Source organism: Rhizobium sp. SG570, from assembly GCF_012275345.1.
Taxonomy (GTDB): Bacteria; Pseudomonadota; Alphaproteobacteria; order Rhizobiales; family Rhizobiaceae; genus Rhizobium; species Rhizobium lusitanum.
In genome coordinates, this window is sequence record NZ_JAAZQI010000026.1 from 57715 (window position 1) to 80740 (window position 23026).

Annotated in this window: 20 protein-coding genes and 1 pseudogene; 17 read left to right on the top strand and 4 right to left on the bottom strand. The window is 56.5% G+C overall.

Going from position 1 to position 23026, the window contains the following annotated elements; all coding sequences use genetic code 11:
- Window positions 1-226 precede the first annotated feature (226 nt).
- Window positions 227-385, top strand: a pseudogene (locus FHT28_RS32415) (IS6 family transposase); the annotation flags it as partial.
- A gap of 360 nt (window positions 386-745) precedes the next feature.
- On the opposite strand, the gene FHT28_RS32420 reads toward FHT28_RS32415, so the two are convergent.
- Entirely contained in the window at window positions 746-1657 is a 912-nt protein-coding gene (locus FHT28_RS32420; protein ID WP_168598474.1) for a LysR family transcriptional regulator, read from the bottom strand.
- A 285-nt stretch (window positions 1658-1942) separates the two neighbouring features.
- Here FHT28_RS32420 and FHT28_RS32425 point away from each other — a divergent pair, with 285 nt between their 5' ends.
- The 8 genes from FHT28_RS32425 to FHT28_RS32460 all read left to right on the top strand — a co-directional run bounded on the left by FHT28_RS32425 (window position 1943) and on the right by FHT28_RS32460 (window position 11221).
- The gene (locus FHT28_RS32425; RefSeq protein ID WP_168598475.1) at window positions 1943-3415 is read left to right on the top strand and encodes a cytochrome c; all 1473 of its coding nucleotides are present in this window, start codon (window positions 1943-1945) and stop codon (window positions 3413-3415) included.
- Window positions 3416-3458: 43 nt separating this feature from the next.
- Complete coding sequence (locus tag FHT28_RS32430) at window positions 3459-3989, top strand: sorbitol dehydrogenase family protein (protein WP_210255950.1); 531 nt, start codon at window positions 3459-3461, stop codon at window positions 3987-3989.
- A gap of 12 nt (window positions 3990-4001) precedes the next feature.
- The gene (locus FHT28_RS32435; RefSeq protein ID WP_168598476.1) at window positions 4002-5636 is read left to right on the top strand and encodes a GMC family oxidoreductase; all 1635 of its coding nucleotides are present in this window, start codon (window positions 4002-4004) and stop codon (window positions 5634-5636) included.
- A 578-nt stretch (window positions 5637-6214) separates the two neighbouring features.
- The gene (locus tag FHT28_RS32440) at window positions 6215-7762 is read left to right on the top strand and encodes a methyl-accepting chemotaxis protein (RefSeq protein ID WP_281408488.1); all 1548 of its coding nucleotides are present in this window, start codon (window positions 6215-6217) and stop codon (window positions 7760-7762) included.
- A gap of 365 nt (window positions 7763-8127) precedes the next feature.
- Complete coding sequence (locus FHT28_RS32445) at window positions 8128-8781, top strand: DUF433 domain-containing protein (RefSeq protein WP_168598495.1); 654 nt, start codon at window positions 8128-8130, stop codon at window positions 8779-8781.
- On the top strand, window positions 8778-9200 hold the full coding sequence (locus FHT28_RS32450; RefSeq protein WP_168598478.1) for a DUF5615 family PIN-like protein: 423 nt from the start codon (window positions 8778-8780) through the stop codon (window positions 9198-9200). The genes FHT28_RS32445 and FHT28_RS32450 overlap by 4 nt, the downstream gene beginning before the upstream one ends.
- Before the next feature lie 356 nt (window positions 9201-9556).
- Window positions 9557-10699, top strand: a complete 1143-nt coding sequence (locus tag FHT28_RS32455; RefSeq protein WP_168598479.1) for a Fic family protein — start codon at window positions 9557-9559, stop codon at window positions 10697-10699.
- 372 nt (window positions 10700-11071) lie between these two features.
- Complete coding sequence (locus tag FHT28_RS32460; RefSeq protein ID WP_016553206.1) at window positions 11072-11221, top strand: hypothetical protein; 150 nt, start codon at window positions 11072-11074, stop codon at window positions 11219-11221.
- Window positions 11222-11260: 39 nt separating this feature from the next.
- On the opposite strand, the gene FHT28_RS32465 is transcribed toward FHT28_RS32460, so the two are convergent.
- Complete coding sequence (locus tag FHT28_RS32465) at window positions 11261-12508, bottom strand: PLP-dependent aminotransferase family protein (protein WP_168598480.1); 1248 nt, start codon at window positions 12506-12508, stop codon at window positions 11261-11263.
- Between the two features lie 263 nt (window positions 12509-12771).
- Here FHT28_RS32465 and FHT28_RS32470 point away from each other — a divergent pair, with 263 nt between their 5' ends.
- The 5 genes from FHT28_RS32470 to FHT28_RS32490 all read left to right on the top strand — a co-directional run bounded on the left by FHT28_RS32470 (window position 12772) and on the right by FHT28_RS32490 (window position 17752).
- Window positions 12772-13785: a LysR family transcriptional regulator gene (locus tag FHT28_RS32470; RefSeq protein ID WP_348645049.1), complete on the top strand. Its 1014-nt coding sequence runs from the start codon at window positions 12772-12774 to the stop codon at window positions 13783-13785.
- Between the two features lie 672 nt (window positions 13786-14457).
- Window positions 14458-15204, top strand: a complete 747-nt coding sequence (locus tag FHT28_RS32475) for an SDR family oxidoreductase (RefSeq protein WP_168598481.1) — start codon at window positions 14458-14460, stop codon at window positions 15202-15204.
- A 281-nt stretch (window positions 15205-15485) separates the two neighbouring features.
- Window positions 15486-16190, top strand: coding sequence for an alpha/beta hydrolase (locus tag FHT28_RS32480; RefSeq protein ID WP_168598482.1), 705 nt, complete (start codon window positions 15486-15488; stop codon window positions 16188-16190).
- Between the two features lie 188 nt (window positions 16191-16378).
- Entirely contained in the window at window positions 16379-17221 is an 843-nt protein-coding gene (locus FHT28_RS32485) for a haloacid dehalogenase type II (protein WP_168598483.1), read from the top strand.
- Between the two features lie 105 nt (window positions 17222-17326).
- A complete protein-coding gene (locus tag FHT28_RS32490) occupies window positions 17327-17752 on the top strand; it encodes a cupin domain-containing protein (protein WP_168598484.1) in 426 nt (141 codons plus the stop codon).
- A gap of 413 nt (window positions 17753-18165) precedes the next feature.
- On the opposite strand, the gene FHT28_RS32495 is transcribed toward FHT28_RS32490, so the two are convergent.
- Both FHT28_RS32495 and FHT28_RS32500 read right to left on the bottom strand, forming a co-directional pair.
- Window positions 18166-18741: a TetR/AcrR family transcriptional regulator gene (locus FHT28_RS32495; protein ID WP_168598485.1), complete on the bottom strand. Its 576-nt coding sequence runs from the start codon at window positions 18739-18741 to the stop codon at window positions 18166-18168.
- Between the two features lie 14 nt (window positions 18742-18755).
- Window positions 18756-20093: an amidase family protein gene (locus FHT28_RS32500; RefSeq protein ID WP_168598486.1), complete on the bottom strand. Its 1338-nt coding sequence runs from the start codon at window positions 20091-20093 to the stop codon at window positions 18756-18758.
- Between FHT28_RS32500 and FHT28_RS32505 the strand changes: the two genes are divergently transcribed.
- The 3 genes from FHT28_RS32505 (at window position 20070) to FHT28_RS32515 (ending at window position 22951) form a co-directional block, all read left to right on the top strand.
- Window positions 20070-20783 (top strand): IS6 family transposase, encoded by a 714-nt coding sequence (locus tag FHT28_RS32505; protein ID WP_168598487.1) that lies wholly within the window; start codon window positions 20070-20072, stop codon window positions 20781-20783. The two genes, FHT28_RS32500 and FHT28_RS32505, sit on opposite strands and share 24 nt — an antisense overlap.
- Before the next feature lie 187 nt (window positions 20784-20970).
- Window positions 20971-21912 carry a DUF3829 domain-containing protein gene (locus FHT28_RS32510; protein ID WP_145646613.1) on the top strand — a complete coding sequence of 314 codons (942 nt, stop codon included), beginning with the start codon at window positions 20971-20973 and terminating at the stop codon, window positions 21910-21912.
- A 430-nt stretch (window positions 21913-22342) separates the two neighbouring features.
- Window positions 22343-22951, top strand: coding sequence for a hypothetical protein (locus FHT28_RS32515; protein ID WP_145646612.1), 609 nt, complete (start codon window positions 22343-22345; stop codon window positions 22949-22951).
- Window positions 22952-23026 lie beyond the last annotated feature (75 nt).

The window sequence follows — 23026 nt, forward strand, 5'->3', positions numbered from 1 at the left end:
ATCGCGGCTGGGGGAACTTTCCCCCGGTGGCACGATGACAAAAATCTTGCCAGGGCGCAAAACGAACTGTTGATCGGCGGGCTCCATCATGCATGTGTTAGAGACCGTCGACTACCGATTGCGTTCGAGGTCGACATGTGCCGATCGGGCGGCTCGCTTTCCGCAAACCAAGGCGTTATTCCTATCTTTGTTACCTTGAATCCCCTCCTATTCGAGTGATGCAGGCTTCCGGTCCGCCGGCGGCTTGCAACACTTCATCTCGGTCTTTTCAGCAGTCAGAAATCTTTTCGTCCCGCCGCACCGGAAGCACTCCGCTCTCGCCACCCCCATCCACCGCATCCGCGCAATGGCGGAGTGGAAAGCCGTGACCGGCGCAGTTGCCTGATTTTAATGGCAAGCGTCTCGTCCGGCTTCGGTCAAACAACCTGACATCACCGTCTGACCTCATCAGGGCCATGCGCGACCTCGCTGAGTAAGATCAACGAAGCGGGCGAAGAGCTTTCGCCCCTTCCAATTTCACGCTTCATGAACGCCTGCTAAGAAGTGCCTGCCGAACTCCCTGGACGCTGTTGTAGTACTTGGGAGAGATCTTGAGTCGCTGAAGGGATCCGCGCGTGCACCGTCGCGTAATAAGCCCCGATTGCCCTGAATAATCCCGGTGGCGCAACCAGCCCGCCATCGTGATTTGAGTCGGAAAACCAAAGGCTCTTCGAAATCCAGGAGGAAACTTGGGTCTCAGCTCAAGCTAACTGTCATCGTCGTCGAGTCGGGTTGGCGGGTACCTCTTAAGGTGTGTCAACAACCTCCTCGCATATCCAGGGAGCTCCAGTTCATGCCGCACGCACAGAAAGAGCATTCGGTCAGCCCAGGCTTCCCCAATCTCCAAGATCCGGAAATCGATGAATTTGCGGTAGCGTTGCGCGGCGCTGTCGGGGACGATGGCTACGCCTGCACCGCTCTCTACCATGCGAGCTATGCCTTCAAAACCGTTCATGCGCATACGCACCTTGATGTTGCGGCCAAGTTCCCGGGCCAGGCGGACTAAGAATTGCGATAGAGCAACCGTCTCGGGCATGCCGATCATTGGGAAATCGAGGATCCTTGCATAATTGATGCTTGCTTGCGTTATGAGAATGTCGCGCGGGGCGATCAGCACGAGACGATCCGGCACGAAGTGCCACCGCTCCAGACCCGTCATGTCTGCCGAGGCGGCGACGATACCAATATCGGCTTCACCGTTCTTAAGCATGGTCACGACTTCATGACTGGGCCGGTCACTTACATCGACGCTGATGTCAGGGTTGGCGGCGAGGAAGGTGCCAAGCGCCCTTGGCATGTGTTCTGCAAGCATGTTGGTGTTCGATAACAGCCGTACCCGACCGCTCCGACCCTCCGCGAACTCGTCCAGTTCGCTTTCAACCCGGCGCGCATCGTCGACAATCTTGCGGGCGTGGCTTGCAAACATATCGCCTGCAAGTGTGGTGCGGATGCCGCGGCCGGTGCGCTCGAATAGTTCCACACGGAATGCCTCTTCCAGCCGGCGGACACGGGCGCTGACCGCCGCCACGACAATGTTGTTCTCGGCGGCGGCGGCGCTAAAGCTACCATTGTCGACGGCAGCCAGGAAAATTCGCAAGTCTGTGAGATCGAACTTCATGGGAAGCTTTCATATTTGGTGAAATCAGCTTTTAAAAAATACCGCTTCTCAAAGCTAGATATAACTGCGTATTATCTTAGACAAGTCGCCCATAGCGACACATCGTCTCGCCCTCCGATCCGGTGAAGGATCGTAAAAGAGCATTTTAGCTCGTCTCTTCAGAGATATGCGGCATCCCATTTGATGTGCGTCTTTATGTGTCGCGACGACAAGGCGGTGGTTTGCGCGTGGGAGGCAGGCGCAAACTCCTCAACATGTTATTCACGCCTGATGAAAGCATCTGGTATGCCCCCGTACTGCGGTTCGTCCGAAAGCCTATCCGTCAGAGCATTTTTCTCCGGCTATTCCCGCACCGTCCGGTCGGTCTTGATCGGCCTGCTTGCTGCGAGCAGCCTCGTGGGCACGGCCTACGCCCAGGATGCAGGCGGCAACCAGGCAGAGTTGATCGCCCGCGGCCGATATCTAGCAAAGGCTGCGGACTGCGCGGCTTGCCACACTGCGCCGGACGGAGGAGAACCCTATGCAGGCGGATACGGTATCCAGTCGCCGCTCGGTACGATTTTGTCGACCAACATCACACCATCCAAGGCCAACGGCATCGGTGACTATAGCGAACAAGATTTCGCGCGTGCAGTCCGGGCCGGCATCACCAAGGATGGCACGCACCTTTACCCGGCCATGCCCTACACGGCCTATGCGAAGCTCAGCGATGCCGACATTTCGGCGCTCTACGCCTACTTCAAAAGCGAAGTGAAGCCGGTTGATCAGCCTTCGAAAGAAACAGAGCTTCCCTTCCCCTTCAGCATCCGTTCCTCAATGGCCGCGTGGAACATGCTGTTTCTGTCCAGTGACCGGCTTCAGCCGGACGCCTCCCGGTCAGCCGAATGGAATCGCGGTGCCTATCTCGCCGAAGCGCTGGAGCATTGCAGCACCTGCCACTCGCCACGCAATCTCTTCATGGCTGAGGACGCCGGCAGTGGTCTTTCAGGCGGCACCGTCGGTCCCTGGTCTGCACCGAACATCACCTCGGACAAGAAAAGCGGCATTGGCGGCTGGTCCGATGCGGAATTGCTCCAATACCTGCGGACAGGGCACGTGGCCAGCAAGGCGCAGGCGGCAGGCCCGATGGCGGAAGCTGTCGAACACAGCCTGCAGCATCTGACCGATCCGGATCTGAAAGCGCTGGTTACCTATCTGCGCGGCACGAAGCCGGTCGGATCCGGCGACAAGCAACCTCGCTATACCTTCGGTAAGCCATCCGCAACGGAACTGAGTTTGCGTGGAACGGCGGGACTAACGCCCGCGGAAAACGGCTTCCACGTTTTCAGCGGTGCCTGTGCCAATTGTCATCAGGCTGATGGCGGCGGCAATGCGCGCTATCCTTCGTTGTACAATAATACCGCAACTGGCGCCAACACCCCCGAGAACCTGATTGCGACCATCCTGTTCGGGCTCAGCCGTACCGTCGACGGCGTCACCATCTTCATGCCGGCCTTCGGCACGGATGCGTCCTTCACGGATAGGCTGTCGGATAAGGATGTCGCAGATGTCAGTAATTACGTTCTCAGCCAATTCGGCAATGCGGCCCTGAAGGTGGTGCCCGCGGATGTGGCACGCGTTCGCGAAGGAGGCAGCAAGCCGTTTATAGCCGTGGCCGCCCCCTTCATCGCACCGGCTGCGGTGGTCGTCGCGGCGATCGTGCTGCTGCTCATTGTCTCGGCGGTGGCACGTGGCCGGCGCCGCGCCGCAACCGCCTGAATTTGAACGTTTCCGCTTATGACTGCCTTCGAGGACTTCAGCGATGACCACAGAACGTGCCCAAACAGGCTCCTTGATGGGGCACGCCCTTCCCAGGCGCGCGCTGCTGCGCGCCACGGTGGGTGTCGGCGGCCTGGTGACGCTCTCCTGCTTCATCAGCCCCTCCTCAGCCGCAGCAGCCGATGATGAGGCTCAACGTTTTACTCTGTTGTCGGAGTTTCTGACGGGTTACAAGCTGGATCCGGTGCTCGGTGCCCGCTATCTGGCGGCGCTCGCAAAACGCAACAAGACGTTCTCGTCCGACATCTCCGCGCTCCAGCATGTCGTCCAGCAATCCGGTGTCGCCGATATGGATGCCTTTCTGGCATTGAAGCTCGCCGACCCCGACATGATGAAGACAGCCACGAAGATCGTCTCTGCCTGGTATCTCGGCGTGGTGGGCGAGCCTGAAGACGCAGAGCTCATCACCTATCGTGAAGCCCTCATGTATCGCCCGACCAAGGACATCCTTCCCATCCCGACCTATGGTCCCGGCCCGAATGCCTGGGGACCGAAACCCGACAGCAAGATCTGACAGGAAAAGATAATGGCTAACGACGCATATGATGCGGATCTGATCGTCATCGGCTCGGGCGTTATGGGTGGGCTCGTCGCTGCGAGCCTTGCCAAGGCCGGCAAGAAGGTGATCATCTTGGAGGCCGGTCCTCGCGTCGACCGTCGCGAGATTGTCGAAACCTTCCGCAACGCACCGGTGAAGCTTTCGCTTGCCAATGCCAAGCTGCAGGGCGCCGGTTCCCCCTTCCCGAGCTTGCCGCACGCCCCCTCGACCTATGGCGATTACCTGCAATATGAAGGGCCGGTGAAATACAACACGTCCTACTTGCGCGTCGTTGGTGGGACGACCTGGCATTTTGGATCGGCGCTCTGGCGTATGATCCCCAATGATTTCAAGATCCGGTCGCTCTATGGTCGTGGACGCGACTGGCCCATCGGCTACAACGATCTGGAAGCCTATTACAACAGGGCAGAACTCGAATTGGGTGTCACCGGCCTCGATGGCCAGGACGAAAGCGGTCAGGGCGGCGGCCCGATGCCGCCGCGCTCTATGCCCTTCCCGATGAAACAGCTGAATTCCAGCTACATGTTCCAGAAGATCTCCGAAAAGCTTTCGGTCGGCGGCTTCAACCCCGTGCTGGAACCTCACGGCCGCGCGTCACGTCCATATGGGCGTCGCCCGGCCTGTGGCGGCAACAACAATTGCAATCCCGTTTGTCCGATTGGCGCCAAATACGATGGCTCTATTCACATCGACGAGGCCGAGAGGCGCGGCGCCAAACTGCTCGACAACTCGGTCGTCTACAGGATTGAGGCCGGCGACGACGGCACGATCACTGCCGTCTGGTACAAGCGGCCGGATAATTCCGAGCACAAGCTGACAGCGCGCTACTTCGTGCTCGCGGCGTATGGCATCGAGTCAGCCAAGCTTCTTTTGATCTCGACTTCGCCCAAATATCCAAACGGCATCGCCAACTCCTCCGATCAGGTCGGCCGCAATCTCATGGATCATACCGGGATCAGCATGAACATGTTGACCAAGGAGGACATGTGGCCGGGTGAGGGACCGACCGAACTTCTCGTCTACCTTAACCAACGTGATGGCGCGTTCCGCAAGGATTATCCGAGTTACAAAATCAAGGTGCGAAACACCGTACCGACCGCCCAGATGACGGAGGGGTTCATTAAGAAGGGGCTGCTCGGCTCGAAGCTTGATGCGGAAATCCGAAAATATTCTGCCCGTTCGCTCAACTGGGCGATCGATTTTGAGCCGCTCCCGCTTTCCGAAAACCGAGTGACGCCGTCGAAGACCAAGTTCGATGCACTCGGCCTGCCGGTCCCGGTTCTCTATTACAGCGTGACTGATTACTGGAACGCGGGCCGCGACCGAGGTCTCGAGGATCTCAACAAGATCGCCCAGCTTCTCGATGCGGAGGTCCTTTCGACCGACGTGAAGTGGCAGAACCGCCAGCATGTCATGGGCACCACCCGTATGGGTGACGATCGCAAGGATTCGGTTGTCGATCGCGATTGCCGCACCCACGACCATCGCAACATATTCATCGCAGGCACCAGCGTCATGCCGTCGGCATCATGTATGAACCCAACATTGACAGGTGCGGCCCTCAGCGTCCGGATTGCTGACACTCTGCTCAGGGAGATTTGAAAATATCAAAGCACTAAGTTGGTATTAATGAGAAAAATTTCAATCTATTGCTTTCGTTGTGATATTGTTAATATTCAATTGTAACAATAATTACGTATATATCTCCGTCAACAACGATTTGTGATGAATATATATTTCGGTATATCAAATTAATAGGGACGTCGTTGAATTTCACTCGATATTGATCTATAACTTACATTGCGACAACATTGACCTCGCATGTGATTTCTCTGTAGATCTGGAATGGTGGCGGCGGGCCGAACAGCCTGGTGGATCTGATGTCATTTCTGAAAAACGCGAGTATCCAAACGAAAGTCCTGTCGCTCCTGATTCCCGTATCGCTGGTCGGCATCGGAGCAGCATCAATCCTGTCGAACGATTTCAAGCGGGCAGATGGGATTTACGCAGAGTTCGTCGCCAAGGACAATCAAGCCGAGGTCGATATGGTCGCGGCGACACGAAGCCTGGTGGCAACTGTCTATGCCGCCCATGAAATGGCGTTCTATGCCCCGACCGATCCTGCCTATAAAACGGCCGCGGCCTTCTACAACGAAAATGCCGCGAGCCTGATCTCCCGCATGGAGCAGGCCAAGAAGGGGCGCCCTCAGGATGGCCTCAAGATCGACGGCTATATCGCCAGGGCGAAACCCTTCATCGCGATCACGGACGCTGCGACCAAGCCCGGGACTGCGGAGGCGGAAGTACGTAAGTCCCTCGCCTTGGCAGACCACCAGATGCCACCGCTTTTGTCCGACATGCGCGATCTTACAACGTCGATGAAGGACAATATCAAAGCGCGGTCCATCGAACTCGGCGATCAGACCAATTCAACGATCCTGACTTCGCTGGTGACGCTCGGCGTCATCTTCATCGCCAGCCTGCTCGGAGCCGTGCTGATATCGTCCCGCGGGATTGCCGGTCCGATTGTGCGCCTGAGGGAACGAATGACCGCGCTGGCCAATGGGGATACGGAAGCACCGGTCGAGGGTCGTGACCGCCGCGATGAAGTCGGCCAGATGGCAGCGGCTGTGGCCGTATTCCGCGACAACGCCCTCGAACGCCTACGGCTCGAGCAGGAGGCCGATGCAAATCGCATCCTGTCGGAAACGGAGCGATTGGCGCGCGAAACACAAAAAGCCAAAGACGATGCCGACACCCAGTTCGCCGTGGAACAGTTGGCGCATGCCCTCAGCAGCCTTGCCGAAGGGGACGTGGGGTACCAGATCGAGGTGCCGTTCGTGGCTCAGCTCGATGGTTTGCGCGTCAATTTCAACAACTCAACGGCCAACCTGAAGCAGGCGCTTCTCGATGTCGGCGCCAATGCGCGCAGCGTCGATGCCGGGGCGAGCGAGATTCGTGCATCTGCTGACGATCTGTCGAAGCGGACCGAACAGCAGGCATCGTCGGTGGAAGAAACCTCCGCGGCCCTTGAACAGATCACCACGACAGTCAAGGACTCCAGCAAACGTGCCGAAGAAGTTGGGCATCTGGTCGCTCAAGCTCGTGCTGGCGCAGAGAAGTCGGGCCAAGTCGTGCGCAACGCGGTAGTCGCTATGAAAGAAATTGAGCGATCTTCAGACGAGATCACAAACATTATTGGCGTCATTGACGAGATCGCATTCCAGACGAACCTGTTGGCGCTAAATGCCGGTGTCGAAGCAGCGCGTGCCGGTGAAGCCGGTAAGGGGTTTGCCGTCGTCGCGCAGGAAGTGCGTGAACTGGCACAGCGTTCCGCTCAGGCCGCCAAGGAGATCAAGGCGCTGATTGTCACGTCTGGCAATCATGTGCGTTCCGGCGTCACGCTTGTCGATGAGACCGGCCGGGCACTGGAAGTCATCGTAGCCGAGGTGCAGGAGATCAACAGGCACGTCGATGCGATCGTCGAAGCATCCCATGAACAATCAGCCGGACTCCACGAAATCAACAGTGCGGTAACCGAGATCGACAGGGGAACGCAGCAGAACGCTGCTATGGTGGAAGAACAAACCTCAGCAAGCCACAGCCTCGCACGCGACGCTGCGTCGCTCAACCAACTTTTGTCGCGGTTCCAGTTGGAAGACAGAGTTAGAGAGCGTTCTTTCAGCCAGCCCGTGAAGAAGCCGGACTATACAAAGACAGCTGCCTGAGAATGGATATAGGCTGGCTCGCAGTTTTCTGATTTCATTTCGGTTGTCGGCGTGGTTCCTCCCCCCGAATTCATCGGTGCGGGGGCGTCGCCTTAAGCTGGGACAGGGTGCGGTGGAATAGAGCACGCTCCCAAAGGGATGCGCTGCGACCTCACCAGCCGTACGAATAACTGCAAAAGCCTCGACATAGTTGGCCTCGTTGACGCCTTCCGATGCCAGCACCGCTTCATAAGAACAAAATAGGAACAATCTATTCAGAAGGAGAGCGCCCGGGAGGCTCGCCCGGATATGATTTCCGTCGCTATTGAAATCTTAAGGCGCTCAATATATATTCCGACGTATCGGAAACTTTTTTGGAGATCGCCATGATGGCCATAGCAGAAATGCTGAAGGCAACCGAGGCCGCCGTGGTCTCGCGAGTTAGCCTTCGTGAAGTCAATCGCGTGATCGACGAGCATATCATCCCGGATTCATTCGTCTCCCTGGACAATGGTCGTCATGTGCGCGCTGCGGCATGTTGGATGATTTCGTTCTACTTTGACAGTGCGAAGCGACTGACGGCAGAGGAACGGTTGAATACAATCCGCGCTGCCGAGAAGCGGCTGCTTGGCAAGCATATGAACGAATGGTCGTTGCTGCTTCTTCAGGACTGGACGGTCCACAACGAGTTTCTGACGATCGACCTCGCCCCCTTCGTACGAAGGACGGCCGAGCGGTTGGACGAACTTGAGGCGGCGCGTGATATAGTGACGGCTTCTGATGACATTCTCGGCGGGGCCCCCGTGATTCGGGGAACCCGCATTCCTGTCTACGACATCGCTGCATCGGTGACGGCAGGTATTCCGACGCAGCGCATCCTTGAGGCCTATCCCGGTCTCAGCGAACACCAGATCCGGCTGGCATCGATTTTTGCGGAAGCGAATCCACCACGAGGTCGGCCGCGTTTGGCCGGAGACATTCCGGAAGAGGCCGTGATCGTCACTGATCGACGGATTTCTCGTCGCAGGAAGGCGGGATGAAATTCCTTGTCGACGAATGCCTGAGCCCGGAGCTTGCGAAACGAGCGATTCAAACCGGTCACGAAGAAAGCAGCCATATCACATGGATGGGGCTTTCCGGTCGTAAGGACTGGGAGCTGAAACCGATCATCATCGATGGTGACTGGACGTTCGTTACGAAGAATTCAGTCGACTTTCGAGGGCCAAGAGAAAACCCAGGCTCCAAGGGTCAATACGCTGATGTCGCCATCCATGCCGGACTCATTTGTCTCAATGGGCCCCCGGGCATGGATCTCGATATGCAGTTGGAGCTCTTTGAAGAGGCTTTGTCCGAAATTGGAGTCATCGATGATCTCATCAACCAGGTACTGGAAGTAACGGCTGAGGACGACGACACATTTCGTGTCCGCAGATACTTCCTGCCTGCTGATCCTATATAGCTTGGCAACTGCTATCTGGCTGCGGAAGGTTCTTTACTCTTGAAGGGATAAGAACTTGCGGCCTGCTATGTCGTCGATGATCAACGCTCACAATGTAAATAAATCAATTGCCTAGAATTCGGCTGCCTCAGAAAGCGCTGTGAAATAACTTGAAATGCCCTTCGAGAGGGCTTTCACGGTGTGCAAAGAAGTGATGGATCGAGCCTCCGATTGGCCTGCAAATCCAATCACCCTGCGGTAGACGGTTTCGTGCCTTTCCGATTCTGACGGCCTTTGCGGAGATTACATCCATTATTCTCCGTATTAATGCGGAGAATAAGCTTGCTATTCTCCGCAATAAGGGCCTACTTTAAGATATGACATATATTTGGCAGTCTCCCAATTGGCCAGCATTTCAATGGCAGTCAGACGAGCTTGCGACCAGTCTCACGACCGTCCGCCTTGATCAAGGCCGCCTCATCGGTCGTGTGGAAGGTCTTGGTTTTCGCGCCCGCGAAGCGACATTCCTGCGAGCTCTGACAGATGACGTTGTCAAATCCTCGGCGATCGAGGGCGAACGACTGGATGAGCAACAAGTCAGGTCGTCGTTGGCCAGGCGACTTGGCATAGACATTGACGGCTTCGTGACCCCCAACCGCTCAGTCGAGGGCATCGTTCACATAACCCTTGATGCTACGATCGACTGTTTCAAGCCGTTAACGGCCGAACGCCTCTTTCAATGGCATGCAGCCCTATTTCCAACTGGCCGCAACGAATGGGGACAGAGGCTTCGCGTCGGCGACTGGCGGGACGATTCCGGTGGCCAGATGGAAATCGTGTCCGGCGCGTTCGGACACGAGAAGGTACACTATGTTGCGCCACCCGCCGACCGCCTGGAGGTGGAGATGACGGCCTTCCTCGATTGGTTCAACGGATCACAGGAGATGGATCCTCTCGTTAAAGCAGCTATCGCCCATTTGTGGTTCGTGGCCATCCATCCGTTCGACGACGGCAATGGCCGTATAACCCGTGCGATTGCCGACATGGCCCTTGCGCGTGGTGGCGGCGGAGCTCAACGGCTATATTCCATGTCGGCAGCGATCGAGAAATCGCGTACTGGCTACTACGAAGCTCTACAATCAATAACCGCCAGAGAGGAACTCGATATCACGAAATGGGTTCACTGGTTTCTGGATCGTCTGGGCAATGCAGTGGGGGCCGCATTGCTGACCCTCGACAATGTCATACTCAAAAACGAATTCTGGCAAGCTCATGCCGTGCATGATCTCAATCCTCGGCAGTCCAAGGTTCTCAATCGGTTGTTGGAAGGGAATTTCGACGGGAAGCTCACATCGACCAAGTGGGCAAAATTGACGGGTGCATCTCAGGACACGGCCTCGCGTGACATCGCAGACCTCTTGGCTAAAGGCATCCTGCGCAAAGGGGAGGCCGGTGGCCGCAGCACGGCTTACAAACTGGTTTTAGATGTCTCCACAGGCGGCCGAACCCGATCCGAGTAAGATCGAAAGAATTCCTTGAGCGGACCTGTCGTTCTTGCACCACCATCTCCAGCAATTGGAGGCGCTCGCTTCATCACTTCACGACCTTGACACTGATCCTTGTGAGCGTGGACCCGATTCGGAATGTAGCGTAGTCCTTTCCAGTGAAGCCAGGATCAGGATGATAGATTAGCCCTCAATTCCCGAAAAGCCTCCACAACTTTAGTCGGCGATCTCAGTTCATCAGATGATCGCAAGCCGATACGCGACTATTTCGTGAACGTGACGTTCCAAACGTTCCGACTTTGGGTAGAAGCCGTATAGTCAGCGACATCGGCTCGCTCGGAACCTGAGCTACTCCTGGAAGTTATATCCCTAGAAGGAGAAGCTGCCATGATCCGCAAACTAAAATCGGGTGAATATCGTCTTTACTCACGCAAGGTCGATCCCAAGACGCACAAGCGCAAAAACCTCGGAACCTTCAAGAGCCGCGAGGCGGCCGAAAAGCATGAGCGTGAAGTGCAGTATTTCAAGCACCACTAAATTCGAGCTGTCCGGTTTATTGAGTTGGAGCAAAGGAGATTAGCTATGACGCGGCCTCGCAAATCCAAAATCCTGCCACGAGAAGAAGATGATCGCGACTATCAGGATCGAGACAATCGCGATGACTGGCCGTATTCGGATGAGAGCGGTTTGAGTTCGCCCGATCCGGAAAATCGAGAATACGGCACCACCCCGGCAAATTTTGACGAGGAACCCAATTCGGGCGTGATTAGGGATACCGCAGACGCGGACGGGCTCGAGGAACGACGGCAAATCCGAGCCTGATACCGGGGCCGATCGACTTTGAGAACGACCCGACGTAAAAACCCACCTCCGTTTGTCGATACCGGAGAGTGCGGTGATCGGCGGTCCGTCGTAGCGGAAGTCGCTGTCGTAGTCGTCCTCAATAATATAGCTGTCCGTCGACTCGGCCCACTTGAGGAGTGCCAGGCGGCGGTTGAGCGACATCATGACACCCGTCGGATATTGGTGTGACGGCGTCACGTAGAGGAGACTTCGCGAAGGATTCGGCAACAAGTCGGTGACGATCCCGTCATGATCGACCGGGACGGCATGGATTGGCAGCTTCTCTTTTTGGAAGAGCATCGACGCGCCGACGTAGCACGGATCCTCGATGCAAAGCTGTCGCGTCTGCTCGCGCAGTAGCTTCAAGACAAGATTGAGCGCTTCTTGAGCCCCCGCGGTGACGATGACCTGATCCGCAACGACATTCATACCGCGCGTACGGGTGAGATGTTCGCTCACCGCTTTTCGCAATTCCGGAAGACCTGCCGGATCGCTGTAGTCGGTGAGATGTCTCGTCCAGGCTGAAAGAACCTGCCCGATAATGCGTTTCCAGACGGTAATCGGGAAGGCACTCGAGGCGGGTCGACCCACCCACATATCAAGCTTCGGTCTGTTTTGGCGCTCGCCGCCAGGGGAGCCGGCAAAACAGATTAGTGGTTCCTCAATTCCCTGGGGTTCCGCATTAACAGGCTGCCGGATAAGATCATCACCTGTAATTCTGAGAAGATCGTCAGGCGGGATCGACGTCACGAAGATACCGGCCGTTCCGCGCGCTTCGACATAACCTTCCGATGCCAGCCGCTCATAGGCATTAATGACGGTGTTTCGGGAGACAGAAAGCTGATCGGCCAGAATGCGCGTAGGTGGGAGCCCGGTGCCAGCCTGCAGTCGACCATCCAGGATCGCGGTTCGGACTTCGTCGAAGATTTGACCCTGCAGAGACTTTTTGGCCGCACCGTCGAGGGAGAGAATAAGGTCCATGGTAGATCCCCGCACTCAGCAGTTGCTATAATTGCGCCAGTTAGTCTTTCCTCCCATAACCAGATTTTCGTTAAAAATCGCACGGAGTCAACTTTGGTGACATTAAAGGTACCGCGCAAGCCGCCCAAAACAGTGGCCAGTTAACCGCCGCGGATCGAGGACAGCTTTCGCTCCACTCTTGATGAGTTTCGAAGCATTTGACACGAACTTTGCTCGTGGAAGAATACGCACTGCCATCGTGGCTCGGGCCTAAAGCTGGCTGAATGCTGCCGCACAAGAACAGACCCGACTGGCGGTTTCCCAAACGGCGTGGAAAAGCTAATATCGCAATTAAACTTCTAATTTTGGTGATTCATTTGGATCGACTGCAAGCGATGGCGATGCTCGTGTCCTCGGTCGAGGAAGGGAGCCTGTCGGCGGCCGCAAGGAAAATTCGTGTCCCGGTCGCGACCCTCACCCGCAACGTCAACGACCTCGAAGCACTCGTTGGCACAAAGCTACTCGTCAGGACGACCCGAAAGCTCGAATTGACCGACGCCGGAACCGAATACGTCGCTTCCGCGAGGCGTATCCTCGAGCAAGTAGAAGAGCAGGAGCGACGCGCTGCCGGCGAGTTTACCGCCCCACGCGGCGAGCTTGTTGTGACAACGCCCGTTCAGGTTGCGCGACTGCGTGTTTTGCCAATTATCACTCAGTTTCTCAGCTTATACCCTGAAATACGCATCAAGCTCGTCCAGTCTGATCGCAACGTCGATCTCGTCGATTCACACACAGATGTCGCAATCCGGATCGGACGCCTGCGCGATAGCAGCCTGGTTGCGACGCGAGTGGGAACTTTGCGGGTGGTGGTCGCAGCCAGCCCGGCTTTCTTGGAGACGCACGGCGTCCCCAAGACGCCAGAGGAGCTAAGTGGTTATCCTTGTGTGATATTCGACAGCCCGTATCTGTCGCCGTGGCGCTTCCGCAACCCTGCTACGGGAGACATCTTTACAGTCGCCGATGTGCCAAGGTTACTTGTTTCGTCGCCAGACGCCGCCGCTGACGCAGCTATCGACGGTGTTGGAGCGACGCTCGTACTTGAGCACGACGTGGCCGACGCGGTGAATGCAGGTAAGCTGCAGTATATCCTGCAAGAGTTCGAAGTCGACCCGATACCGGTTAATCTGGTCTATCTTTCGCAAAATATAATGCCCGTCAAACTGAGACGGTTCCTCGATTTCGCTACACCGAAACTTCGCGCGGCACTGGCTGATTTTGGGCGCATCCCATCGGTTTAGCGGCGACAGCGCCGAGGACAACATTTGTAATCGTCCTGGAACGGACTGGTGGTCCAGGCCGTAAACTTCATAATGGCCGTTTCCATGGGCGGTTGTTTAAGATCGCGGATGTTGTCGTGCGAACTGCTATATCAGATTTTCTAGGGTCTTCATCGCCACGCGATTCGTGCCATCGGTCAGAGCAAAGAAGCCGAGCTTCAGCTTCGTCCGCAAGTGCCCGTCTTAGACGGCTTTAACTGAGTCCGAATTTAGCCTGCGCGAAAACAGGGCGTCCAAAGACGCGGTGGCGTTTTTCGCGCCATAATTGCAAGCGATCTTTTCAGACCAGGGCTTTGATTTCGAACTTTGCTGCGTGGGACCCATGGCAGCAGGTCGGAAATCTGGTTGGTCAATGTTCCCTCCCTCACCCGAGAGCGCCATCACCGCGACTGCATTACTTCTCGAAGCCAGAGGGGATTGGTGGCGTTGTTCGCGGTTGCCGCAAAACCGTGAGGCGCCCCATCATTTAATCATATTCCAGTTAGATGTTGTCCACATTTCGATAATTCATGTGTTTTCCAATTAGATGCATTGTCCCCCCCGAGCAAACCGCTCGTCAGCCCAAACGAATTCGAAGGAAGGAACTTGCGGTTGTTTTCGTTTTTCAACTTTTTCAAGCCCAGGAGGGTAAACATGAAGCTCGCAAATAAGGTCGCTTTCATTACAGGCGGCACCTCGGGTATCGGTCTGGAGACTGCAAAGCTGTTCCAAGCGGAAGGTGCAAATGTCGTTCTGGTCGGCTCGCACGAAGAACGTCTGGCCGCGGCTGGTAAGGAACTTGACGGCAACGCTTTTCTCGTTTGCGCCGATATCCGCAAGGTTGCCGATATCGAGCGCGCAGTCGAAGAAACCCGTGCTAAGTTTGGCCGCATCGATGTCGTATTCGCCAACGCTGGTGCCACGACTGTCGCACCGCTCGAAGCGGCAACCGAAGAATATGTTGCTGAAAACGTTGCGCTCAACTTCACCGGCACATTCTTTACGATCCAGAAGACGGCTCCGATCATCTCTGACGGCGGTAGCATCATCGTCACCACCTCGTTCCTGAACACGATCGGTTATCCCGGCCTCTCGATCCTCGCTGCCACTAAGGCTGCAACCCGCTCGCTGGTCCGGACCCTGGGCGCAGAACTGGCGCCGCGTGGTATCCGGGTGAATGCTGTCAGCCCGGGCGCGATCGCTACGCCCTTCTACGGCAAGATCGGCCTGCCTGATTCCGTCCTCTCGGAAGTCGCTGCAGGTATCACGCAGAAGATCGGTCTGAAGCGCTTCGGTGAAGCTGCAGAACTCGCAAAGGCCGTGCTCTTCCTCGCCTCTGCAGACTCGTCATACACGACCGGCGCTGAGTTGGTGATCGATGGTGGCCTGACCCAGTTCTGACGGCCTCAGTTTGAGCACCGCCAACTGACCCGTCATCCCGATAGTCCTTTTGGGATGGCGGGGTTACTCGCTCCTAGCGGACCGCCCTAATTTGGCGGTCGATCTCAAAATCCAACCGAAAACTCCCGCCGGAATAAGCCGACGCGGGGCGGGTATGACCCACTCCTAGTTGGGCCGGCCGCTTTGTTCACGGCCATAACACAGTTTCAAACAACCGCACGCCGGGGCGCCGCGCTAGCGGGCGGTTGGCTAAACCGCGGCCAGATCAGGAAGAATCTAATATGCCTGCAACCTCATCCAAAGTTACTATTGCTTTCTGCCATGGCCTTTGGGCCGATGGCTCTTGCTTCAACAAAGTCATTCCCGCACTTCAGGCTGAGGGCCACGAAGTGGTTTCGGTTCAGTACGGTCTCGACTCCTACGACGAGGATTTGTCGATCGTGAAGCGGACGCTGGACCGCGTCGACGGTCCTGTTCTCCTCGTGGGCCATTCCTACGGCGGCGCCGTCATTACTGGCGCAGGGATGGACGAACGTGTTGTTGGTCTGGTCTACATCACTGCCGTGGCTCCTGATGCAGGCGAAACCGTGCAGGGCCAGTTGAACCAATATCCCACTGAAATTTTCAACCACCTCGAGATGGAAGGTAATCGTGTCTGGCTGAAGTCCAGCGGGATGGAGTTCCTTGCAGGCGACCTGACAGAAGCCGACCAGAAGCTTGTTTGGGCAACACAGTTCGCGCCGGATGCGGAACTGATAGGCCAACAAAAATTGACAATCGACCAAGTTGCTTGGAGGCATAAGCCGAGCTGGTATTTGCTCGCCACCGACGACCGCACCGTGCATCCAGATCTGCAGCGCTGGGTCTCTGCTCGCATGGGCGCGGACCTCGTGGAGACAGCGAGCAGCCACGTACCTATGCTTTCGCAGCCGGACGTCGTGTTCGAAGTCATTCGAAAAGCCGCGGCGGCCGTAATGAAGGGGTGATTTCGTTATCTACGCCTCATAGGCCCTAGGGCGAGCACCTGATGATGTTCTCACTTGGGGCCGTGCGTATCGATTTGTTTCATTGATTGTCGCTGCACCAGGGTGTTTTGCGCAGTGCCTGGCTCACGATCCGCACGGCTACATGCGCAGAAGCAAGAAACTCCGCAAATCAAACTCAGGTTTTTCAAATGACCATCAAATCCAGCAGCTCCAGCTTTTCGCCGACACGCCGCGGTCTCCTCACCGCCGCTGCACTCTCGACGCTTGCCGTTCCCGCGTTTTCGAAGCCTTCGCAGAAGGTCTCCAACGTCTCCGGCGGGTTCAAAGACATCAAGGCGATTGCCTTTGATATTCAGGGTACGGTTGTCGATTACTATACCCCGTTCATGCGCACCACCGCCGGTATCTCGAAGCGTGGCTGCCCGTCAATCGACTGGCACGCCTTTCTGCTCGAATGGACGGCAGGCGCCTCGGCCACTATACAGAATATAGTTGCTGGAACACAGCCATGGATGCCCGCGGGGCAAATCTACCGGCAGGCTCTCGACAAGGTCATCGATCAACGAAACTTAACTGGTTTCATCGGCGAGGATGAGCGCTCCAAACTGATGTCGGTGTGGGGACAGATGGAGCCCTGGCACGATTCCGCCGAAGGAATTAGTCGGCTCAAGCGTAAGTTCACCGTATCGGCGCTGTCGAATGCTGGAATGGCCACAGTTATCTCCCTTTCCAAGCGTGGCCGATTGAATTTCGATGCGGTGCTGACCGGAGAATTGGTTCGCGCCTACAAGCCGGCTCCAGAGGTCTACAAATCGGCGAGCATATATCTCGGCTTCAGGCCGGAGGAAATCATGATGGTTGCTGCGCACGAGTGGGATCTTAAGGCGGCAAAGGAAGCTGGCTTCAAAACCGCTTTCGTTCCTCGTCCACTAGAGGTTGGGCCAAGTAGTAAGGCCGACGTGGTGGCCGATGAATCGACCGATGTCGTCGCAAAGAGCCTCGTCGACCTGGCAAGAATGGCCAGCGCGTAGGCGCTGGGGCCAGGGGCACGCTCTACGACAGTTCCGTCGGATGGCCGGTCAGGGCGCGACGAAACAAGCGTTTAAGTAAAAGTCAACAATCTCAGGAGTTAAATCATGACTGACAGGATTCCTCTAAGGTGGATGGTGGCCCGTCCCGGAGAGCAATTTTGCATCCCAGTATCGGCAGCAGCTACGGATGGACGATATTCAATCGTCGAGATCATCTCAGTCCCCGGAGACGCGACACCTCTTCACCTCCATAACAAGGAAGACGAATATGTCGTCGTCCTTGAGGGAACGGTGATGGTTGCCGTGGGAGAAAAAATCTTCAATCTAGCTGCTGGCGAATCTGCGATGCTGCCGCGCGGCATCCCTCACGCCTGGGGAAACCGAACGGAGTCTGATATCCGAATGGTCTTCGCCGTGACGCCAGGTGGATGCGAGGAAGGATTACGAATGATTGCAGAAGACGGCGTTGCAGACATGGTGCAAATTGGGGATCGCTTCCAGATTGAGGTGCTTGGCCCCGCTCCGTTTTAAAAATTCGGTCGGTGTTTGTCCCGTGGCCCATTAGCCGATCGATAATACGCAAAGACGCAAAGTGTTTCACCTCACCGCATCCATAGGACTAAAATCCATGCTCCTAATATACGCTTGAGTATCCGGCGCTGAAGCATTCTACTCGGCGTCCCTGAGGCAGTCGGCCCGCACACAGGGGTCCACGAGACGCTTGACGCTAGACTAGGCCCTTCACCTACGTAAGCACCGCCGCGAGTTTTCTTCCTCACGCTTCTATCGTTTGCATGGCCGGTTGACGTTCGTTCCCGGCTTCACACCATCGCTGGGCAGCGCAATCGCCGAAAGCAACCGAAGGTGATTGCTCTTGATAGTATTCGAACCGGCGAAACAGTCTTCTGCCAATAGGCCGTTGAAGCGCGCATACGACGGGACTTTTATGACTCTCTTCCAAGCAGCAGCGCCGCCTGGACACCACCCTCCAAAATCGCTTCAGCGGCAACAGGATCTGCTACGGCCCGTGCGTATTGAAGCGTCCCAACCATGAGCGTAAAAATCGCCGTTGCTCGTTGTTGGGCGATAGCAGCCTCGGAAATCGCAATGAGTGGCGTCAACACGGACAGGTAACTGTTGATCCCGTCTTCATATGTCTGCCTTGTCGATAGAGGCTGGCGGGAAATTTCCGGTAAAAGAGAGGCCGACGGACACCCACATGCGGGACTGTTCACGTGACCCATGCTGAGATAGGTCCGAAGTACGCGCTCTAGGTCGCCCCCGGATCGCACGCTCTCTTCAACCCGCTCTTGCAGCTCGCCTACCGCAGACGATACCGCCTCGCGAACAAGCTCCTCCTTCGACTTGAAATGGGGATAGAAGGCGCCATTGGTCAATCCGGCCTCCTTCATGATGCCGGCGATGCCGGCTGCTTCAATTCCCTCCTTGCGAAACTGCTTCGACGCAACCGCGAGGATGTGCCGCCGTGTCTCTGCCTTATGCCCCTTCTCGAACCGCATCTTTCCTTCCTCGCTCAATCGATCACGCTGCCAGCTAACACACCTTCGATCCGGTGTGCGAGACCCAGAAGATGTCGATCGCCATTAGCCGGAGCGTCCAGTTCAATGCCGATCGGCAGGCCGCCGCGCGAGGTGCCCGCCGGAATGCTGATGCCAGGCAGGCCTAGCAGGCTTGCCACCAACGTATGGTTTGCCAGAACCAGATCGTTGACCTCCCTTTCTCCTATCAGGAACTTCGCCTGCTGTTCGATGAGCGGCGCCGTGCAGGGCGTGGTCGGTTGCAAAATCGCTTGTGCTCCGTGTTCGGCAAAGGCCGCATTAAGACGCCGTTGAACTTTAGGCCTGCTGACAGTGAGTGCGTCCTGATAGGTTTCCGGCGAGGTCGCGCCGCCACCGTCCGGGAGGATCATGTAGCGCCATGCCCCCTGCAATTCGGGCTTCAGGCTGTCGACAACCCCCTCAAAGCTCAGCGGAACGTTGTGTTGTCGGAGAAACTCGGAAAGTGCGCCGATCGTCTCATGGAACATGATGCACCAGGTTGCGGAACTGGCCAAACCGCTGAAATCGTCGCCGAGGTCGACCTCGATTATCTCGGCGCCGGCACCCCGCAGTTGCTTCACCACTTCGCGGAAGCGCGTCTCGAGGTCCTGATCAATCAGATCGAGAAACTGCCGAGGCGCATAAACCAGCCGAACGCCTTTGAGGCCACTGACTTCAGTCGAGAGATCCGGGACCGAACCGCCGGTGACGACCTGGTCTACGAGCGCGCAGTCCGCCACGCCGCGTGCGATCACACCCGTCGTATCAAGCGTATGCGAGATCGGCGCGACGCCGCCGCGCGGCCATCGGTCCGTCGTCGGTTTGAAACCGACCACACCACATAGCGATGCTGGAACGCGGATCGATCCAATGGTGTCGCCGCCTAAGGATGCCGGCACGATGCCGGCGGCCACCGATGCAGCTGAACCGCTGGACGAACCACCCGAGACCCGATCACGCGACACGGGGTTCTTCACCTGGCCGAAGGCGGCGTTATGGCCAGTGAGCCCGAAAGACACCTCCACGAGGTTATTCTTGCCGAATACCAAAGCGCCGGCTTCCTTGATGGCGCTTACGGCTGCCGCGTCTTCCTGCGGGATGAAATTGGCAAGGGGCTCGAGGCCGAGGCTCGTCGGCAGGCCCCTTGTCAGATAGCTATCCTTGACGCCGAGCGGAACTCCCAGGAGCGGAGCCGACGCCCCGGCGGCTCTGGCCTTGTCCGCTGCACGGGCGGCAGACGGTAGCGTCGGATTAACGTGTCTGTGGTGAACGGGTTGGTATTGGTGGCAATGACCGAAATCTCTCCTGCTCATTTCAGACGCCACCGTTTTCCCGCCGAGATCATCGCCTATGCGGTCTGGCTCTATTACCGGTTTCCACTCAGCTTTCGAGACGTCGAAGATCTGCTGGCCGAGCGCGGCATTGAGGTCTCGTTTCAGACCGTCTCGGAATGGGCTGCGAAGTTCGGCCTCAAATTCGCTCATCAGCTTCGTCGACGGTCCCGCGGTCAATTTGCTGATAAATGGCAGCTTGATGAAATGGTGGTGACGATCAAGGGGCAGAAATACTGGCTGTGGCGCGCTGTCGATGCCAACGGCTACGTCCTCGATGCCCTGCTGCAAAGCCGGAGAAACAAGCGAGCCGCCCTTCGGCTGATGCGCAAACTGCTCAAGGGTCAGGGTACCACCCCACGGGTTATGGTCACCGACAAGCTGCAGTCCTACTCTGCCGCCAAGTCCGAATTGATGCCGGGCATCGAGCATCGGTCACATAAAGGCATCAACAACCGCGCCGAGAATTCACATCTTCCCGTGCGACGACGGGAACGGCGCATGATGCGCTTCAAGTCGGCGCGGCAATGCCAGCGTTTCATCTCGACCCATGGCCAAGTCGCCAATCTCTTTCTTCTTCACCGCAAACACTTGACCGCAGCAGATCACCGCCAGATTCGCTCCAACGCCAACGCAACATGGCGGCAGATCACTATGTCAATCAACGCGTGAAGGCTGACACGATGCCAGACGCGCACCCTGTCCCAGCTTAAGGCGACGCCCCCGTCCGATCGCTAGCATGGACGTCTCGCCGTAGCCATGAGCAAAAGCCCGTGTGATCCGGGTCTGCTCTGAAAGTTGACGGTTGCACCCGATTCAGCCTATCGGGGAGCAGTCTAACCTAAAAGAGAAGATCTCGATGACTTCAATTAAAAGGATGGTCGTGTTGCTGCTGGCCGCGGCGATATTCGGCGTTGGTGCTTATTTTAAAAACTTAGGATCTAACCAGAACGTGATCACAGGCGGCAACGTCAGTGCGGTGCAGGACAGCGGTCAGAAAAAGGTCAACACCTACGTTGACGCCTACAATAGGTTGATTGGCCATTATAGTTTCACCATGCTGTACGATCAGTACCGGGAAGCGCACATTGCTTCGGCCAAGGCGAGCGACAACATCGGCGGCGTCGATGATGGCAATATTCCCCAATCTCTAGACAAGCTTAAAGCAGCGCGTGCGATGTCCGGTGGACCGTCCAGTCTTGACGCCGCGGCTGATGACTTGATCACTTCTACCACTAAGGTTGCGGCGCACCTTGCCGACTTGAAGGTCTATTACAACAGCAAGAAGTACAAGGACGACGGCCTGGCATACGGCAAACAGCAGGATCCAGTGATGTTGGCAGAATTCAAGGCGGCAGACGAGTCGCTGACCAGGTTCAATGGCGTGCTCGATGGCGAATTGCAGCGCCGGGATCAGGAAGAACTAGCGACCCTGAAAAATGACAACCATATGCTGGCTTATGATGCCAAGCTCGCCTTGCTTCAGGCCAAGGAGTTGTTGCGCACGATCCGTGTGGCTGACAATCCGCAAGATCCGGCGTTGATTCAGAACGCCGATCTCCAAGTGGTGCAGCTCGAGAGCACATTGGGAGATCTGCGCAAGCAGGTCGCCGCAGCCAAGTCCGCGGTCAAGCCTGGCGGCGATTCCTCTGGGATCAATTCCGCCGATACGGTCTCCAACATGCTCACCGAGCTGGTCGGCAATTATCGTATGTTCAAGCAAGGCAAACTCTCTTACTTCGACAACATGGTCGAGGAGTACAACATAGCGATCAAGGCTGCCAACAATGGCATATACTGAACCACGATTGCAGGCAGCGGCTGGTCAGTATGGCACGTCTTGATGGTTGCCGTCGCGGTTTCGAGACGATTGGCGGTCATAACGCATCGCATATGGACTGACGGTTCCAAATTCCAGTGAGTAAAAGAACGTGGAGAGATACCGGTATGATCCAATGTCTAGGTGAGTACGCGTTTGGCGGTTGTACCGATCTTTATGACGGTCCGGACGTGAGTTAGATTGCATCACCTCGTCCTTCTAGTCCCATGATAGGAGAGCCAAGGTGCTCATCCCCAAGAGAAGCAAGGACCTGCAAATGGAGGTCGAAAGCGGATCAACGAAAACTTCAAAAGGAGCTTGGCGTGACCACGCCAAATGGCGACGAGCCAAATTCCGCGTCGAATAGTCGAGACAGTCGGATGACGTTCAAAACCTTTCCGTTCAATAGTCCATGATCTTTGCGCCAATTTTTTCTCTATTGGGCCTTTTTATTCTCTTCGCTCTGCCGTTCTTAGGCATTGTGAGCACGATTGTCCTCGTAGGCGGCGCCGTGGTGAGATTGATTGCCGGCAGTAGGGGTCGCCTACCCTCCCAGAAGGCGCGGGCATGGCTGTGGGCGTTCGGAGCACTCACACTTGCACTCGACCTGTGGACCGGCATTCTGATCTATGGCGCTATCGGCATCAGTCACGAAGTACATCAGCAAACGTTGAATCGAGCGGCGCGGCAGGACTTCATATTGGAACGTGACTTTCAATATGGCGAACTATGGATTCCGGCCGGAAGCCAAATCCAGCGGTACGACCCCTTTGATAACGGCGAGAAAGACCTGCCACATGCGTTGCGTGGCCTGCGCGCGGTCCATTTCCCTCACCAGGTACTGGTTGCGGGTGTCAGCGCCATTGCGATGGAGGTTTCTCCAACTAGGCTCGAGCTGGCCACGGATCAAACCATTGGCCCTCTGTTTACATATAGGGCGAACGGGGAACTAATTCGCGACAGCCAGCTTGCGGCCGTTGCATGCAAGCAAGGACAGATCGCTAGGGTCAGGACCCATTGATTTGAATTGACGGCTATGATTCAGACGGGCGGATAGGAGCCTGACTGATGAGTAATTTGTTCTGGCTGACTAACG